17 protein-coding genes and 1 pseudogene are annotated in these 17,196 nt (G+C 54.2%); 5 read left to right on the plus strand and 13 right to left on the minus strand.

Annotation, left to right across the window (positions count from 1 at the left end):
* Nucleotides 1-508: 508 nt before the first annotated feature.
* From J2Z70_RS01890 to J2Z70_RS01920, 7 genes are all read right to left on the minus strand, one after another.
* A complete protein-coding gene (locus J2Z70_RS01890; protein WP_209868750.1) occupies nucleotides 509-1,309 on the minus strand; it encodes an ABC transporter ATP-binding protein in 801 nt (266 codons plus the stop codon).
* Nucleotides 1,309-2,340: a FecCD family ABC transporter permease gene (locus J2Z70_RS01895; protein ID WP_209868751.1), complete on the minus strand. Its 1,032-nt coding sequence runs from the start codon at nucleotides 2,338-2,340 to the stop codon at nucleotides 1,309-1,311. The genes J2Z70_RS01890 and J2Z70_RS01895 overlap by 1 nt, the downstream gene beginning before the upstream one ends.
* A complete protein-coding gene (locus J2Z70_RS01900) occupies nucleotides 2,337-3,377 on the minus strand; it encodes a FecCD family ABC transporter permease (protein ID WP_209868753.1) in 1,041 nt (346 codons plus the stop codon). The genes J2Z70_RS01895 and J2Z70_RS01900 overlap by 4 nt, the downstream gene beginning before the upstream one ends.
* Nucleotides 3,374-4,465 carry an iron-siderophore ABC transporter substrate-binding protein gene (locus J2Z70_RS01905; RefSeq protein WP_209868755.1) on the minus strand — a complete coding sequence of 364 codons (1,092 nt, stop codon included), beginning with the start codon at nucleotides 4,463-4,465 and terminating at the stop codon, nucleotides 3,374-3,376. Before J2Z70_RS01905 ends, J2Z70_RS01900 begins: the two co-directional genes overlap by 4 nt.
* 206 nt (nucleotides 4,466-4,671) lie before the next feature.
* Nucleotides 4,672-6,300, minus strand: coding sequence for a copper amine oxidase N-terminal domain-containing protein (locus J2Z70_RS01910; protein ID WP_209868757.1), 1,629 nt, complete (start codon nucleotides 6,298-6,300; stop codon nucleotides 4,672-4,674).
* Nucleotides 6,301-6,652: 352 nt separating this feature from the next.
* Nucleotides 6,653-7,507: an SDR family oxidoreductase gene (locus J2Z70_RS01915; protein ID WP_076081391.1), complete on the minus strand. Its 855-nt coding sequence runs from the start codon at nucleotides 7,505-7,507 to the stop codon at nucleotides 6,653-6,655.
* Nucleotides 7,508-7,635: 128 nt separating this feature from the next.
* Nucleotides 7,636-8,220: an NAD(P)H-dependent oxidoreductase gene (locus J2Z70_RS01920; RefSeq protein ID WP_036722791.1), complete on the minus strand. Its 585-nt coding sequence runs from the start codon at nucleotides 8,218-8,220 to the stop codon at nucleotides 7,636-7,638.
* A 121-nt stretch (nucleotides 8,221-8,341) separates the two neighbouring features.
* Between J2Z70_RS01920 and J2Z70_RS01925 the strand changes: the two genes are divergently transcribed.
* Nucleotides 8,342-8,776, plus strand: coding sequence for a MarR family winged helix-turn-helix transcriptional regulator (locus J2Z70_RS01925; protein WP_209868759.1), 435 nt, complete (start codon nucleotides 8,342-8,344; stop codon nucleotides 8,774-8,776).
* 29 nt (nucleotides 8,777-8,805) lie between these two features.
* On the opposite strand, the gene J2Z70_RS01930 is transcribed toward J2Z70_RS01925, so the two are convergent.
* The 5 genes and pseudogenes from J2Z70_RS01930 to J2Z70_RS33960 all read right to left on the minus strand — a co-directional run.
* Nucleotides 8,806-10,227 (minus strand): DHA2 family efflux MFS transporter permease subunit, encoded by a 1,422-nt coding sequence (locus J2Z70_RS01930; protein WP_209868760.1) that lies wholly within the window; start codon nucleotides 10,225-10,227, stop codon nucleotides 8,806-8,808.
* 58 nt (nucleotides 10,228-10,285) lie between these two features.
* Nucleotides 10,286-11,035 (minus strand): ABC transporter permease, encoded by a 750-nt coding sequence (locus J2Z70_RS01935; RefSeq protein ID WP_209868762.1) that lies wholly within the window; start codon nucleotides 11,033-11,035, stop codon nucleotides 10,286-10,288.
* Nucleotides 11,032-11,958 carry an ABC transporter ATP-binding protein gene (locus tag J2Z70_RS01940; RefSeq protein ID WP_209868764.1) on the minus strand — a complete coding sequence of 309 codons (927 nt, stop codon included), beginning with the start codon at nucleotides 11,956-11,958 and terminating at the stop codon, nucleotides 11,032-11,034. The genes J2Z70_RS01935 and J2Z70_RS01940 overlap by 4 nt, the downstream gene beginning before the upstream one ends.
* A gap of 65 nt (nucleotides 11,959-12,023) precedes the next feature.
* The gene (locus J2Z70_RS01945; protein ID WP_209868766.1) at nucleotides 12,024-12,494 is read right to left on the minus strand and encodes a hypothetical protein; all 471 of its coding nucleotides are present in this window, start codon (nucleotides 12,492-12,494) and stop codon (nucleotides 12,024-12,026) included.
* A 9-nt stretch (nucleotides 12,495-12,503) separates the two neighbouring features.
* Nucleotides 12,504-12,695 (minus strand): annotated as a pseudogene (locus J2Z70_RS33960) (TetR/AcrR family transcriptional regulator); the annotation flags it as partial.
* 178 nt (nucleotides 12,696-12,873) lie between these two features.
* Between J2Z70_RS33960 and J2Z70_RS01955 the strand changes: the two are divergent.
* The gene (locus J2Z70_RS01955; protein WP_209868768.1) at nucleotides 12,874-13,908 is read left to right on the plus strand and encodes a C40 family peptidase; all 1,035 of its coding nucleotides are present in this window, start codon (nucleotides 12,874-12,876) and stop codon (nucleotides 13,906-13,908) included.
* A gap of 233 nt (nucleotides 13,909-14,141) precedes the next feature.
* On the opposite strand, the gene J2Z70_RS01960 is transcribed toward J2Z70_RS01955, so the two are convergent.
* On the minus strand, nucleotides 14,142-14,483 hold the full coding sequence (locus J2Z70_RS01960; RefSeq protein WP_209868770.1) for a zinc ribbon domain-containing protein YjdM: 342 nt from the start codon (nucleotides 14,481-14,483) through the stop codon (nucleotides 14,142-14,144).
* A gap of 136 nt (nucleotides 14,484-14,619) precedes the next feature.
* On the opposite strand from J2Z70_RS01960, the gene J2Z70_RS01965 reads away from it, so the two are divergent.
* The 3 genes from J2Z70_RS01965 (at nucleotide 14,620) to J2Z70_RS01975 (ending at nucleotide 17,165) form a co-directional block, all read left to right on the plus strand.
* The gene (locus J2Z70_RS01965; protein ID WP_209868772.1) at nucleotides 14,620-15,105 is read left to right on the plus strand and encodes a GNAT family N-acetyltransferase; all 486 of its coding nucleotides are present in this window, start codon (nucleotides 14,620-14,622) and stop codon (nucleotides 15,103-15,105) included.
* 72 nt (nucleotides 15,106-15,177) lie between these two features.
* Complete coding sequence (locus tag J2Z70_RS01970; protein ID WP_209868774.1) at nucleotides 15,178-16,146, plus strand: catalase family peroxidase; 969 nt, start codon at nucleotides 15,178-15,180, stop codon at nucleotides 16,144-16,146.
* A gap of 131 nt (nucleotides 16,147-16,277) precedes the next feature.
* On the plus strand, nucleotides 16,278-17,165 hold the full coding sequence (locus tag J2Z70_RS01975) for a diacylglycerol/lipid kinase family protein (protein ID WP_209868775.1): 888 nt from the start codon (nucleotides 16,278-16,280) through the stop codon (nucleotides 17,163-17,165).
* Nucleotides 17,166-17,196 lie beyond the last annotated feature (31 nt).

Consider the following 17,196-nt stretch of genomic DNA (forward strand, 5'->3'; position numbering starts at 1 on the left):
AAGCATACAAAAACCGTTCCATTAGGAGCGGTTTTTTGTATGCTTTATTAGTTTAATTCCCATTTAACATTGAAAAAACCGAAAATTATTGTGATAAAAGTATCGTTCCATCAACTAAATAATTGAGTGAAATTACATTAACGCCAAATAATTTTAAATGATGCTCAGGAGCATGTATTTATCAGAACAAAATCACCCTAACAGGTGAAGGATGCTGGCGCCTCATCGCATTCTGGTGGCAAATATCCAGCCCCTATGTTTTTTCTCTCTCACCGACCGCTTGCATAAAGCATTGTTGCACATTTTGCAGGATTTCTCTATTAAGGTTACAGAATGCGGGTACAATGTTGCATTATTTGCACAAATTCTGGTGCAGAAAGCAAGTTAGTGGCTGACTTTGTTGCACTTCGTGCAGGATTTCGGTATATACCGCTCCTGTTGGGCTGCATTGTTGCACTTCTTGCAGGATTTCTCAAAAAACGTTACTCGCTGGCAGCCTTGTGTACGCTTAGTTGTTATGATACCGCCCCCGCGGCACAACCAGCGGGGAACCGGAGACCGGGTCAGGAATGACCGCGCAATCCAGCCCGAAGATCTCTTTGACCCGCCCGCTGGTGATGACCTCTGCGGGTGAACCCTCCGCCACCAGCCTGCCGGAATGCAGTGCAAAGATATGGTCGGCATACCGGGCGGACAGGTTGATATCATGCAGGACCATCACAATGGTGGTTCCGTGCTTGCGGTTCAGATCGGTCAGCAGGTCCAGAATCTCCACCTGGTAGGTGATATCCAGGAAGGTGGTCGGCTCGTCCAGGAACAGGATGTCGGTCTGCTGAGCCAGGGCCATCGCAATCCAGACCCGCTGCTGCTGGCCGCCGGAGAGCTCATCGATATTACGGTTAGCGAATTCGGTAATATTCATAATCTCCATAGCTTCGGCCACGGCCTCGTAATCCTTCCGGGACCAGCCTCCAAGCAGGGACTGGTGGGGGAATCTGCCGCGTCCCACCAGATCGGCAACCGATATCCCTTCCGGCACAATCGGGGATTGCGGCAGCAGACCAATGACCCGCGCCAGCGCTTTGGCCGGAATCTGCGAGATCGGCTTGCCGTCCAGCGTCACCTGGCCTGCGGTGTGCTTGATCAGCCGGGCCATGGTTTTGAGCAGGGTGGATTTCCCGCAGCCGTTCGCTCCGATAATCACGCTGATCTGCCGATCGGGGATCACCAGGTCTACCCCATGAATAATCGTCTTATTCTCATAGCCTGCTACAACCTGTTCAGCTCCAAATACATGTGCCTTGTTCATTATAACTCTCCCTTTCGATTCATGCGGATTAACAGGAAGATCAGATAAGGCGCTCCGAGTAATCCGGTAATGATGCCTACAGGGAATCTGTACTCAAAAGCAAATTGTCCAATCAGATCGGACGCCAGGACCAGATTCACGCCGACCAGACCTGCGGGGATGATGCTGGAAGCGCCGGTACCCACTAGTCTTTTGGCAATCGGCCCTGACAGGAAGGAGACAAACGCAATAGGTCCGGTAGTAGCCGTAGCCATCGCCACCATGCAGACAGAGCTGACAATCAGTGCAATTCGGGTCCGGTCGGTGCGGACTCCAAGCGAGGTAGCCGACTGCTCCCCCAGCTCCAGAATACTCAGATGCTTACCCAGCAGGATGATGATTGGCGAACAGATCAGCACGATGATCACCAGCGGCGGAAGCTCGCGCATCTGTGAGCCGTTGAGACTGCCGGTCAGCCAGCGGACCGCTGAAGGGATGTCCTTCTCGGAGCCGATCAGCAGCAGGTAGGAGATCACGGCATCCAGCATCGCCTGAAGGCCGATACCGATCAGAATTAACCGCCCGATGGAGAAGGTTCTTCCCCTGGAGAGCACGTAGATCAGCAGCACTGTGGCAAGGCCAGCGATTACCGAAGCAACAGAGACTACAGCTCCGCTGGCTTGAAGGATAACGATACAGTATACCGCAGCCGCACTCGATCCTGAGGTAATGCCAATGACATTCGGATTCGCCAGCGGATTGCGCAGCATCGTCTGGAAGGTGTACCCGGCAATCCCGAAGGCGAATCCGGCAAAAAGACCCGCCAGCATCCGCGGCAGCCGGATAATATTTACGGCGAAGGAGACACCCTTCAGCTCTTCGCCGGAAAGTGCGCGGATGACCTCCGAAGCAGGATAGATGGTATTCCCGAGCAGCAGCATCGCGCAGCACAGTACACAGGCAAGTACGGCAAGCAGGCTGGTAACAATCAAGCCCCGGCGCTGTCTCTGACGTCTGCCCGCCATAATGAATTCAATCGTTTCATTTCTCATAAGGACCGCACTTTCGACTTCATCGCTAATAGAATCAGGATCGGTGCCCCTACAAAGGCTGTGACTACACCGACTTCAAGCTCTCCGGGGCTTCCAATCAGCCGGCCGCCTACATCGGAGACCGTGAGAATAATAGCCCCGGTGACCGCTGACATCGGGATCACGAACCGCAGGTCCGAGCCGAGGATCAGCCGGATTACGTGAGTGGACAAGAGGCCAATGAACCCGATAGGCCCGGCCAGTGCCGTCACTGCTCCGCATAATAATACCCCGGCCAGCGCTGCTATAAGCCGCAGTGTCCCTGTGCGGACCCCGAGTCCGGTCGCCACATCATCGCCCAGGGCCAGCGCATTCAGGGCCGGAGCTGTAATGAAGGCAATCAGCATGCCGATCAGCAGGAACGGAAGGAAGGTTGTAATGCCGCTCCAGGTCCCCGCACCCACGCTGCCCACCTGCCAGAACCGGAACTGGTCCATGACGTAAGCGCGTGGGATCATGATAGCGGTGACCAGAGAGGACAGAGCCGCGCTGATGGCAGCACCCGCCAGAACGAGCTTAATGGGCGTGGCTCCGCCACGCCCCATTGAGCCGATTCCGAATACGAACACCGCTGTAATTGCAGCTCCGGCTAAGGCTAACCATATATATTGGCCCGCAGTGCTTATGTTCAGGAAGGCAATTCCGCAGACCACGAACAAAGAGGCCCCCGTATTCACCCCGAGGATGCTGGGGTCGGCAATCGGGTTGCGGGTCACCTCCTGCATCAATGCTCCCGATACACCCAGCGCCCCGCCGCACATCAGGCTGAACACCGTCCGGGAGATCCGCTTGCGCACCACGTTTGCCCCATAGCTGTCCACTTCTGGACGGAAAAGCCCGTCCATCAGCTCATTCCAGCCTACATGACGGGCTCCCAGTACCAGTGAGGCAATGATGCACAGGACCAGCAGGACCATGCAGCTCACCAGCACCAGGATGAAATTCTTCGGCATATGCAATTTTAGCTTGTTATCGTCCGAGACCGGTGAACTCATCATTTTATTTTATCAATAGCTCCCCCAATTAAGGCAAGGTATTCATCAATCGTATACGCAATGGACAGTGGGTTCGGTGTTCCGGCAGCAACCAGCGGAGTATCACTGTCGATAAAAGCTACCGATCCCCGTTCAATGGCCGGGATTTTGCCGATCAGTGAATCTGCCTGAAGCGTCTTAAGCAATTCGTCATTGCCATAACCTACGATCAGATCTGCATCATACAGGGCTTCCACATTCTCGGAGCTTAAGCTGAGCGAGTAGCTGGTAGGGTCTGTAATCTGTTTGGTAATGCTCTCGGGATATATCATCCCCAGCTCATACAGAAATGCGACCCGGGAATCCACAGGTGTATAAATATGCAGTTTCGACAAATCCTCAGCGGAGAAATTGACCCAGACTACTTTTTTGCCGGCAATCTGCGGATATTTGCTCAGCTTGTCCTTAACCAGGGCTTCGGTGTCCTTGATGAGCTGCTCGCCTTCAGGCTTCATACCCATGCCTTCTGCGTTCAGGAGCACCTGCTCACGCCATGTCGTAGCCCAAGCAGCCGTCGGGTAAGCTACCACTGGAGCGATCTGGCTCAGGGTCTCATAATCTTCCTTCGTTAGGCCCGAGTACGCGGCCAGAATAACATCCGGGTTGGCGTCAGAGATTGCCTCGAAATCAAGACCATCGGTATCCTGGAACACATTCGGATCGGTTACATTCAGCTCCTTGAGCTTATCAGCGGTCCAAGGCAGCAGCCCGCTGCCATCCTGCACACCGAAGTTCGCAGCCGAGAAGCCTACAGGGACAACGCCCAGAGCCAGAGCCACATCATGGTTAGCCCACTGCACAGTAACTACGCGTTCCGGCTTGCTTTTAATTACAGCTTCACCAAGCGCATGCTTGATGGTAATCGGATAGGTCACAGCATCCTGCGCCGCTGGTGCTTCTGTGCTTGCCGCTTCGCTAGTTGCAGCTGCTGTCGGTGCCGGGGAAGGTGAAGCAGCTGAATTCGACTGGTTGGAGGAACAGCCTGCCAGCACTATAGTTAGCGCTAATGGAATAAATAATGTCTTGAAAGAGAACTTTTTGGTACGGTTCATGTGTGGACCCTTCCTTATCTGAATAGGTTTTTTTACGATAATGAGAATCATTATCGATAAATATATAGGTGTTTGGACAGGTTGTCAATGTAAAATCTGGATTCCGCGCTCAACAAAAGCCCGCAAGCGGCACTAGTTACAGTGAGCCGCTTGCGGGCTTGGTCTAATCCTGGCCTCATATAGAAGGTTAACTTCCGTTCACAAAATCACATGCTCTTAGTCAACGTAATAGACTGATCGGCGTTGCCCCATTGTACGTTCCAGCCCAGTAATTCGGTGATGAAACGAAGGGGAACTACGGTTCTGTTGTCGTCGTTCACAAAGACCTTGGCGCCGACGGATTTTCTCATGCCGTTGACTTCCATGAAGTCTTTGTTCATCCAGAATACCAGGGTGTCGCTGCCTGCTGTAATGGTAACCTGCTGCGCCTGCTTGTCCCATTTCACCTCTGCCCCGATGCCTTCACTCAGATAACGAAGCGGGATATAGGTCATTCCGCTCCAGATGAATGGCTTAGTATCCATTTGAGTTACTTGTCCGTTAATGTTCAGGACACCGCTGCCCACCTTCATCCAGACCTTCACCATGGAAGCAGGATCTGCTGGCGTTGAAGGTACTGGTGCTGCTGCATCCTGGAACTTGTCGTTGAACTGAGTAACAATTGCATTGCCCAGCGCTTGGCCTACCCCGAACATCGTCTTGTAGCCCTCGCGGTTCGTCTTGTACGATGCGTCATAGTTGCCCGCTGCATATTGCGTAAGCACCTGCTGCACTTGATTCTCGTGGGTGGTCAATGCGGATTGTCCCGCTGACTTCGGCAGGTTGCCTGCTGTAGCCGAATCAAGGAAGGCTGCGAATTCAGTGGTGAAGCCTGCGATACGCGCTTCGACTGCCGCTTTTGCCGCTGCATCATTGTTCTTCACTGCCGCTGTGAAATCAGCCTGGGCATTCACATGATTCGTGACCCAGATCTTCTCGAAGGCCGCTGCCCCGTCTGCACCATAGATAGAAGCAATTGCTGCCTTGAAGTCTGCTGTATTCATGGCTTCAGCTGCAAGCAGCGCACTGGAAGCCGCTCTTCCGTCATATTGCTCCTGCATTTGCAGGACGGACAGAGCAAAGTGTTCACCCGCTAACTGGTTGAGTGCGGATCTCAGATCAGCAGCTTTGGTATCTGCCTTGGTATTCTCGAATTTAGCAGGCATTTGCGTAGTAATCGCACTGGACAAGGCCTTGCTGATACTGAACATTTCTGCATAACCCTTACGGTAAGCTTCATACGCGCCTTTGTAATCACCGGCTGCATAATCCTCGAACACTTCCTGGACATGGTTCTCATGACTACGAATAACCTGCTTAGCTGCCGCTGCCGGAAGCTTGCCCTCTGTTGCCGTACCGAGGAAGTTCCCGAACTCGTCTACAAAGCCGCTTACTTTATCTTCTGCAGATTGGACGGCTGCGGTGTCCTTGTTCTTCGTCGCCTTCACCAGATCGTCGGTGTACTTGTTATGAGCGCGGAAAATCCGTTCAAATTCAGCTGCACCTGCATCACCGTACAGTGAAGCAATGGCGGGCTGCATATCGAGCGCGTTCTGATCAAGCGCCTGGTAGGCCGCTGCCGCATCCTTAGTACCGTCATAAGCCTTTGTCATTGCGGTTACGGCAAGGGTGAAATGCTCGGAGAGCAAATAATCCAGGCCCGCTCTCAGCTCGGCTGCCGGTGTATTCACCGAAGCCTTTATCATTGTGGCTGCCGGGGCTGCCTCCGCACCTGCCAGCGCAGGTATCATCAGGGTCAAGCTTAACATCGGAACGACTAATTTCTTCATCTTCATCTCAATTCACTCCTTAGGTTGGGGTAATATGTGGTGTTCACGTTGCCTGTCTGCCTGTTTGTCTGTACATACACTGAAACGCAGGGGATTCAGATTTGGATCACAATCCCGGCAAAAAAATAAACACCACCCCCAACCTTCGTCCCCCAACCCGCTTGTATCTCTAGCCGCGGCGCGGCTTACACCGCATTTTGCTCCCTCTGATCTACATCCGGCCCGCGCGTCTCCCGCTCAGATCATGCAAACGCAAAAAAGGCTGCCTGCCGGTTGCCGAACAACCGGTATAGGACAGCCTCTTCTCATAGCAGGCCCTGCCAGAGTATAACTGGCGGGCTTGTTCAACCAACAGTGATTAACCCAGCAACGCGCGTACGCCTTCGCTCAGCGGGGTAAGCGGACGGTTCAGCAGCTTCGCAAGGTCGCCGCTCTCGATATTCAGCGCGCCATCACGGATGGCTGCCTGAATGGCAACCACGATCGGCAGTGCCGCTTCCGGCACGCCTGCACCTGCCATAATCTTCGCATAGGCGGTGTCATCCACCTGCTGCACAGCAACCTCCTGGCCTAGAACCTCGCCGACCACTGCTGCCAGCTCTGCCTGGGTAAGCGGAGTACCGGACAATTCGTAGATGACACTCTCACGGCTCTCTCCAGCCAGAACAGCAGCCGCCGCTTCAGCATAATCACTGCGCGTAGCCCAGCCTACCTTGCCATCTTCGGCAGAGGTCAGCCATGGAGCGCCGGCCTTCACGGCCTGAATGGAGCCGACTTCGTTCTCCAGGTACCAGTTGTTGCGCAGGAAAGCATACGGAATGCCGGATTCACGGATGAACTCTTCTGTGGCACGGTGTACCGGTGCCAGGAACAGGGAGCTGTTATCGGCATCGCCTACACTGGTGTAGACGATGAAGCCTACACCTGCACGGACAGCTGCGTCTACAGCTGCCTTATGCTGGCGGATACGGGTGTCATTGTCGCCGTCAGCCGAGACGATCAGCAGGCGCTCCACTCCGGCAAAGGCGGTGTCCAGCGTCTCCGGCTGATCGAAATCACCATGACGGACATCGACCCCGCGCGCCTTCAGGGCTTCTGCCTTCTCCGGGTTTCTGACACTGGCTACAATATTCCCAGCGGGTACGGTCTTCAGCAGAGTCTCTGCTACGATGGAACCAAATTTGCCTGTTGCTCCTGTTAATGCGATTGTCATCTCATATTCCTCCATTTGGGTTCTTGTATTTCAATCTCAGCTATAAGCTCTCGTTGACATCGGTAATCATCACTCATGTAACCATTGTAGTTACAAGTTGGCCGGATGTCAAATAGATTGTTCAAGATTCACCCCACCGTCTTGAAATAGCGGTAGATCTGCTCCAGCTTCTTGCTATGCTTCCCCTTCTTGCTCTCCATGTTACCGAATTCGAAGAACTTCACCTTACGGATGCCCACGTAGTTGAACAGGGCTTTGCGCATCAGTATCTTATGCGAGTTCCCCAGCCACAGCAGCGGGTAGTGGGTCGGCCCCTTCATGCTGGAGATGCAGATCACGCTCTTCCCCTTGAGCAGCCCCTCCGGCAAAAGTCCGCCCTTATCCCGGTAGGCGAAGCCCGATGCAAACATCCGGTCGATGTAGCCCATCAGCATCGCTGGCGGGCGTCCCCACCAGATCGGATAGACCAGGACGATCTGATCGGCCCACAGCAGCTGCTCCCTGTACTCTGCCAGCTCCGGTTCCCGGTACATATCCCGTCTGCGCCGATTCTCATTGAACACCAGGACCGGATCGAATCCGGCCTCATACAGATCAAGCACCTTGACTTCCGTAATCTTCGCATTCTCCTTGCTGCCGCGCAGCACTTCCTCCAGGAAGGCGTAGCTCAGGCTCTTATGGTTCGGATGGGTGTAGATCACAAGTGTATTCATCAGTGGTATTCCCCTTTAGTTGTCATTTGATAACAAAAACATAGCACAGCCGCAAATTACTTGTCAAATGATAATTGTTTTTTGATAATCATTCTGGTATCGTGACCTCTGAGGTGATCTTATGGACAACAACCATCTATTCCAGAAATTCATAGCCTTCACTGCCGCCGTCCATCAAATAACGAACGATATTTCCAAAGATGTCAATTCGGACGGCTTAACGCCGCTGCAATATAAGATTGTTGAATACATCGCCGTCAGCCAGCCCGTTACGCTCAGCGAGATCAGCGACTGCATGAACATGTCGATGCCCAATACGAGCCGGGAGCTGAAGAAGCTCAGCGCAAAAGGGCTATGTACCCGCATCACCGACCCCGCTGACCGCCGCAAGCAGGGAATTACGCTCTCCGCCGCAGGCGAGGCGTTGATGAGTGAGGCCTTTGGACAGATCGCTGTCCGGTTCGAGCAGCGTATTGCGGCCCTGAGCGCTGAAGAACGCAAAGAGACCGAGCGGGCCCTCGATCTCTTGCAGCAGAAGGTATTTTATTTGAGCTGAGGATACATCCTATCTCCATATACGAACGGTTATTTCACAGCAACGCCCTTCGCGGGAATCTCCGCAGGGATCTCTTCCTTTCGCGGGATGAAGAAGGACAGAATCAGTGCAACCACTGCGGCTCCTGTGGTGACCATAGAAGCGACATTCATTCCATGAATTAAGCTATGGACATCGCCCGTCTGTTTCAGGCCGCCGCCGCTGTAGGTCATGATCGTCACAAGCAGCGCTGTCCCGATGGAACCGGCGACCGTCCGCAGCGTAGTGTTCACGGGAATGCCGTGGCGGATCAGAGCCGGCGGCAGGGAATTCATTCCACTGGTGACGACGGGCAGCAGGGTCAGGCTGACACCGACCATCCGCAGGGAGTAGCCCACCATCAGGAACGTATAGGACGTATGCTCCGTCAGATTGGAGAACAACAGTGCAGAGATGACCGTCAGGCTGATTCCGGTGATTACCATCGTTCTGGCACCTATTTTGTCAAAAATCTTCCCCGCGATAGGGGACATAATACAGATCAGAATCGCACCGGGAAGCAGCATCAGACCTGACTTCAGCGCGGAATAGCCAAGCATGGTCTGCATATAGAGCGGCAGCAGGAGCTGTGCGCTCAGCATGATAATCATCAGGATCATACTGATTACAGTAGCCAGGGTAAAAGAGGGACTGGTGAACACCCGCAGCTCCAGCAGCGGGTTCTCCATCGTCAACTGCCGCCACACGAACAGGCAGAGCGCGATGAACCCGACCGCGAGGGAGATCAGCACCTCCGTACTCCCCCAACCTTTGCTGCCGGAGACACTGAATCCGTACAGCACACCGCCGAAGCCGAGCGAGGATAATGTCATGGAGAGTGCATCCACCTTGCTTTTCACCTGCGGGGTGACGTTCTTCACCAGAAACAGTCCAAGCATCGTGAGCAGCAGCGAGCAAGGGGCCAGAATATAGAACAGCAAGCGCCAGGAATGACTCTCCACGAGCCAGCCGTTCAGTACAGGTCCGATCGCCGGAGCGAAGTTAATTGCCAGCCCGATCAGCCCCATCGTGAACCCGCGCCGGGCAACCGGGATCAGAATGAACGTCAGGGTCTGCACCAGGGGAAGCATAATGCCCACTCCGACCGCCTGGATGATCCGTCCCGTAAGCAACAGACCGAAGCCGGGGGAGACCGCACACAGAAGCGTCCCCGCAGTCAGCATCCCCATCGCAAAGACGAATACCTGCTTGGTGGTGAAGCGCTGAATAAGATAAGCTGTAATCGGAACTACAATTCCCGTAACCAGTGCAAAAGCGGTCGTTAACCACTGCACAGTGCTCGCAGACAACCGGAACTCACCCATAATGTTCGGCAGCGCCGTATTCAGCGAGGATTGATTCAATAGCCCTGCCATTGTCCCGATAATTAGAATAGCCATGATAAGAATAGTGCCTTTTGGTGCCTTCTCCATTTCTGTTCCCTCCACTAATTAAAATCTGCAATAATAAAACTCTGCAATTCCACCCGACTTAGGTCTGGTCGGCATACCTCCACCAGACAAGCGTGCCTATGAGGCCAACAGTGCCGGTGAGAAACGGAAGCAAACGGCTAACCAGCTCCAAATGTGCGCTCTCCTCTCCTGAGGCACCGCTGAGCAATCCGGGAATGGCCCACGGAATATACTCTACAATGCCCAGCGCCCCGCCGAACTGAGCGATCACAATGGTAAGCAGGACGATGCCCAGGGGATACAGGAAACCGCGCCCGATACAAGCCATCCACGCTACAGGGATGCTCAGAACAACCACCATGAGACAGATCTGTGCGTACCCGCTGAAGCCCTGAACAATGACCTCCAGACTCCATCCGTCCAAGCCGGTAAGCCATGCCGTGATGCACCCAGCTATGAACATGAACAAGGATAGAACTTCACATAATAACGTAGAAACAACAATCTTCGCAGCGGCCACCCCATACCGGGATAGCGGCAGGGCCAGCAGATCCTTCACCGTGCGGTCGGAGTATTCCCGGCCGAAGCTCCAGCTGTACACGAACCCGAAGCCGATCAGGCCTCCCATGGAGACGACAATGCCCAGCTCCTTCAGAAACCCTGCCACATTGATCTCACCCTCAAAGGCGCTCTGGGAGCCAATGGTCCCGGAGAACACCAGCCCGATCATTACCGGCACCAGGAGGCTGACCACAAGCGAGATCACGAACAGCCTGGAACGGCGAAGCTTCAAGACCTCCACCCACAGGGCCGATAGCCATTGATTCATGGTCTTACTCCTCCTTCAGATCCAATGACTCTTAGAAAATAATGCTCCAAATCCTCTTCCTCCACCTGAATCAGCGTAGGCGGCATATCCGCATACACCAGCAGCTTGGAGATGTAATCCGGGTTCGTTACGGCACGTTCCTCCTGAAGCCGCAGTGTGCCCTCTGCATTCTGCTGCACCACATAGCCTGCCTGAGTAAGTCTGCTGCGGGCACTTGCCGGATCGCGGGTCTCCACCCGCAGACTCCTGCGGAGCAAGGGATGAAGATCCTTCACATCCGTCTCTTGCAGCAGCTTCCCTTGATGCACGATGCCAATTCTGCTCGTCAGCCTGGAGACTTCGCCAAGAATATGGCTGGAGATAAAAATCGTCACTCCCTGATCTGCCGCAAGCTCCCGGAGCAGTTCCCGCACCTCCACAATCCCCGCCGGGTCCAGCCCGTTCGTCGGCTCATCCAGAATCAGCACCTGCGGATGATGCAGCATGGCCTTGGCGAGGCCCAGCCGCTGCCCGTTACCGAGGGAGAGCGTCCCGGCTTTGCGGTCCCGGTAAGCGGTAAGCTGGAGCCTGTCGATAATACTGTCAATGGCAGAGCGGTCCGGGATACCCCGCAGCCTGCGGATAATCTCCAGGTTCTCACGGACCGTAAGCTCAGGATAGGAGTAGGGAGTTTCGACCATGTACCCTACCTCCGCCCACAGCTTATGGCTGCCCGCATCGACCCGCCGTCCGAACAGGTAGGCCGACCCGGAATTGGGGCGGATCATGCCCAGGAGCATACGGATGGTTGTAGTCTTGCCTGCTCCGTTCAGCCCAAGGAATCCGTAGATTTCGCCCGGGTTCACCTCGATCGACAGCCGATCCACAGCATGATGACTGCCGAAATGCTTGGTTAATCCTTCTGTCTGAATAATTGCGGCCATCAACCTCACTCCTATACTTTTAAAACTAACTAGTTGTTTATATTTAGTCCAAAAAACAGCCGCCCTTACAATAAAGACGGCTCCATGACGCCATGGATAATAAATTGCACAATCTGCTGTGTGGTCTGTTCTCTAATCTGCGGAGAGTCCGGGCTGCCGAACAAGTGCTCATACCTTGAAGACGACTGCAGTGTCATAGCAATCACGTTCATGATCAGCAGCGGAAAGAGCGCGGGGTCCAGATCCTGACGAAGGATACCGTTCCTCTGGGCGGCCAGGGCAATTTCATGCATCTGAGGATCATCTTCCGGACGATAGGTAATCTGATTCCAGGTCTTCCAGCCCTCCGCAGCTTCCCAGAAGAGGATTCTCAGGTAACTCCGGTGCTCCAGCAGGAAGGAGACGGTCTGACGGGTCCAGTACTCCAAGAAAGTCTTGAATGCTGACGCGTCCTGTAGTACCTGCTCATCCTTCAGCAATTCGCTGATGAACGAGCCTGTGATCTGTTCGCCAATCTGATCCGCCCGCTTAACCACTTCCGTATATAGCCCTAGCTTATCGCCATAATACTGATAGATCAGGCTTTTGTTATACCCGGATGCTTTCGCAATGGCATCGATCCGTGCTGCGGAGTAACCGGATTCGGCAAAAATCTCCTCCGCTGCATCCAGAATAATCGCCCGGGTGCGGGCGGCGTCGTATATTTTGGTGCTGCGTTTGCCCCCTGTTGTGGTTATGGTTTCCGCCTCCTTATTTCTAACTAACTGGTTGGATTATAATCTGTATTCTGGCGGACGTCAAGCGCAACTCCTGCAGCCTTGTCTGATACTCGTTACCAACAATTGGCACAAAACCAATTCACACCAATCGCGTCTAACTGGAGAGAGTTAAATCTATCCATAAGGTGATGAATCCATGACAACAAGAACGACTATGCTGCTGTCTCTGCTTGGACTGGCCCTGTTATTACCAGACCGCGTCCATGCAGATGCAGCCCCCTCACCCCAGCCCATCTCCATCTACCTGGACGGGCAGCAGCTCCAGCCGGAGACCCAGCCGCTGAACATCAGCGGGACTGTACTGGTTCCTATGCGTGGGCTGTTCGAAGCCCAAGGGGCCGAGCTCTCCTGGGACAATGCAAGCAAGACGGTAACTGCCGTCAAAGGCGGCACTGCACTCACCTATACCTTAGGCTCGTCCACAGCTCTGCTGAACGGGAAGACCGCTCAGCTGGCAGTACCGGGACAACTGTCGCAAGGCTACAGTATGATTCCTCTGCGCTTCGTTAGTGAAGCACTGGGCAGCCAAGTAACCTGGGAGCCGGCTTCGGGCTCCGTCCTTATCTCCTCGGCATCCGCCTATGAGACCTCGGTCACCTGGGGAGTCAACCTGCGCAGCACCCCGGATGCCGGGAGCAGCACCACTAGCCTGGGCCTGCTGCCCGCCGGCAGCAAGGTTCATGTCATCCGTGAGGTTGATGCCCTCTGGCTGGAGGTGCGGACCGCAGATCATGTGAGAGGATATGTATCTTCCAAGCCGAAATTCACCGATTACAGAAGCCCCTCCCTGCTGCAGAAGCAAGGGGAAGCCCTGATTGCCTCAGGTAAAAAATACCTGAATACCCCTTATGAATTCGGCGCTTCTCCTGACCAGACAGATACGTTCGACTGTTCTTCTTTTGTGAAGCGTGTATTCGGGGATACGCTTGGGATTGAGCTTCCCCGCGTCTCTTATGATCAGGCACAGGAAGGCCGGAAGGTTGGCGTGGGCGAGCTGCGCACCGGAGATCTGCTGTTCTTCACCGCCAGGGGTCTCGACATCGGACATGTAGCCATCTATGCCGGAAATAACCGGATCCTGCATACCTACTCCAAAGAGCAGGGTGTACATATGGAAGATTTCAGCAGTAAGTGGAAGCAGCGGTTTGTTACCGCGCGGCGGATTCTATAACGGGGAGAGAGAATTCGGCCATCCCCTGTAAGAGTTGGATTTTCTACACTTGCTGATAAGCAGATACCCCCTTCAAGAGCAACGGTTGGAAAAAAGGCACTTAATCTTACCAAACGTAGCTGATTCCGTACGATTCGGTGAATTAGGTGTACTTTTTCCAACTACTCCCTCATGTGATCCCATTCCGTCAGAAATAAGTGCCTTATTTCCATCTCTTCCGGTCCTGCTTCATGCTATGCCTTGCGCACAAACTCCGATTTCAGCTTCATTGCGCCGAACCCGTCGATTTTGCAATCGATATCATGGTCGCCTTCCACCAACCGGATGTTCTTCACCTTGGTGCCTATCTTCAGAACGGACGAGCTGCCTTTGACCTTGAGATCCTTAATCACCGTTACAGTGTCCCCGTCAGCCAGTACATTTCCGTTAGCATCCTTAATAACCTTCTCTTCCTCGCCGCCTGCACTTCCAGCATCCAAAGACCATTCATGTCCGCATTCCGGACAGACCAGAAGCGCTCCGTCCTCATAGGTGTACACAGAGCTGCACTGCGGGCAATTAGGCAATTTATTCATGATTTCATTTCTCCATTCCTGCTTAAGCATGTGTTATAGGGATAAGTCTGTCTAAGTTTAACATATAACTTGATTAAACTCAGTTATTAAATTAATATCTAATTAGATTATTATTTAATAATAAGGAGGGATTATTATGATTCAGTTAGAAGCTGTTACCGACCCGCTGTCTCAGGAGAGTCTTGAGATACAAGCCTCCATCCTGAACTCACAGCCTGAATTCAATCTGATGGTGGAGCATAAGTCATACCTCGAACCGCTGGAGCTGCAAGAAGAGAACCGTAAGAACCTCGCCATGGGTGAGAAAATGCTGTACATCAAGTTCCGTGATCGCGTCGCCGGCCTACTCACTTATCTCCCAGACTACGGCCCGGATCACTATCCCTGGATTGGCCTCCTTGTGATTCACCGGCAATATAGTCGGCAAGGGTTAGGGAATGCTGCTGTGCATGAACTGGAGAGAAAATTCCAGCAACAGGGTACACAAGCCGTCAGACTGGCTGTCCAGCTCGAGAATAAGGCCGGGGAGATGTTCTGGACTCTGAACGGATATGGCCGGATCAGAAGTGCTACCGATAACCATGGTAACCAGGTGGATGTCTACGAGAAGCGGTTTGGATGAACAGTGAAAGTGGTAATAATTAGAAAATAGCTTGTATATGTTATAAATTATCGTGGAGGAGTGAATGAGGACATGAATGAATCGGAATCGGAGCACAGCAGCAGCCAGTCTGCCGCAGACACCAGGGAGCATCCAGCGCTTGCCGCCGAGGCAGTAGACGCGATCGAGAACCTGTCCGGTGTCCATCCCGGATACCGCCGCGCCCATGCGGCGGGAGTCTGCTGCCGCGGCTTCTTCCGGCCGAGCGGACTGGGGAAGGAGTTCACGGAGGCGGAGCACCTTCAGGAGCAGCAGGTGAATGCCATCATCCGCTTCTCGGGCAGCTCGACTGATCCGGCACTTGCGGACCTGCTATCCCCTGCCAAGGGGATGGCTGTCCAGTTCATCCTCCCGGATGGCGGGGTTACGAATCTGGTTGGAGTGACCGTACCTGTCTTTTTTGCGCGGACCCCGGAGTCCTTCATCGACATTATACAGACGGCCCACCGGCTGCGGACCGGGACACTTGGACCGATTGAGCTGATGAAGGAAATTGTCAGCCACTTCAGCGAGAGCAAAGACGCTCTGCTCGCGGTACGGCGGCTCAAGCCGCCTGCCAGCTACGCCGAATGTCATTACCACTGCATACATGCTTATGTGCTGGTCAATGCAGAAGGCAGGCAGCAGCCTGTCCGGTTCGAATGGGTTCCCGAGACGGGCGTGCGCACACTGACGCTGGAAGAGGCTGCGCAGCAGCCGGACCGCTATCTGGAGGATGAGCTGGAGCTGCGCTTCAAGGATGAACCAGCTATCTTCCAACTGGTCGCTGTTCTTGGAGAGGAAGGCGATGCTACGGATGATCCTACCCGTGCCTGGCCGGAGGACCGCCGCAGAATCGATCTCGGGCGGCTGCATATTTCAGAGATCTACCCCGATCCGACATATCTGCTCATGGACCCTACGATCCTTACAACCGGTATGCTCCTCTCGGATGATCCGATTCTTAAGTTCCGCAGTGCGGCCTACGCCGAATCTTATGGGCGGCGGATCGAAGGAAGATAGCTTCTGCCCTGTGGCAGCTATACACCGGCCCAGCGCCAAAGGGACACTGCGCCCTTTGGCGCTTTTGATTCAAACGCTATACTTAGTTGGTTAATGGATATTAATCCGGTTACAAGAGAGAGGAGTGCAGTATGCAGCAGGCCATGGTCATCATGAACCCGTCGTCCGGCAAGGCAGAGGCGCGGGATTATATTAGAGCAGCGGAAGAGGTACTGCAAGGCGCAGGGTATCAGGTTACCATCCAGGAGACCGCAGGGGAAGGAGATGCAACCGCCTTCTGCCTCCAGGCCTGCGCCGAGTGCTATGATCTGGTGGTTGCCATTGGAGGAGACGGAACGCTCCACGAGACGATGAACGGCCTCACAGATCAGCAGCACCGCCCTACACTTGGCATTGTGCCAATGGGCACCGTCAATGATTTTGCCCGCGCGCTACAGATTCCGCTTGTCCCTGAAGAGGCAATTCAGAGCCTGGCTTCGCCCCGGACCCGAAGAGTCGATATGGGCCGGCTGAATGACCGGCTGTTCGTCAATGTGGTGGCCGCAGGCTCTCTGGCAGGCTCCCTCTCCTCGGTTAGCTCCGAAGACAAGAGCCGGCTCGGGTTCCTTGCTTATCTAAAAGAGGGCATTAAGGAGCTGGCCAGCAATACTGCACATACCCTGACGATTACTCACGACGGTGAGATCTGGGAAGGCTCCTCCCCGCTGTTCATTGCTGCACTGACGAATTCCGTGGGCGGCTTCGAGAAGCTTGCCCCTGCTGCCGCCGTAGATGACGGCCTGCTCCATTGCTTCATCGTCAAGGACTTGCACCTGCTGAATTCCGTTACTGTCAGCATCTCCCTGCTGCTCGGCAATCTGCGGAATCATAAGGATGTCATCTACTTTACAGCCAAGGAGGTCTCCGTCCGCTCCACCGAGCCGGTACAGACGAATGTGGACGGCGAGCAAGGTCCGCCGCTGCCGATCCGCTTAAGCACAATTCCGCGCCACATTCAGGTCGTGGTGCCGGAGGACTGAGCAGCTCGGGCGCCTCAGGTGCTCCAGGCTA

Origin of the sequence: Paenibacillus silagei, from assembly GCF_017874735.1 — a bacterium.
In the GTDB taxonomy this organism is placed as follows: domain Bacteria; phylum Bacillota; class Bacilli; order Paenibacillales; family Paenibacillaceae; genus Paenibacillus_AQ; species Paenibacillus_AQ silagei.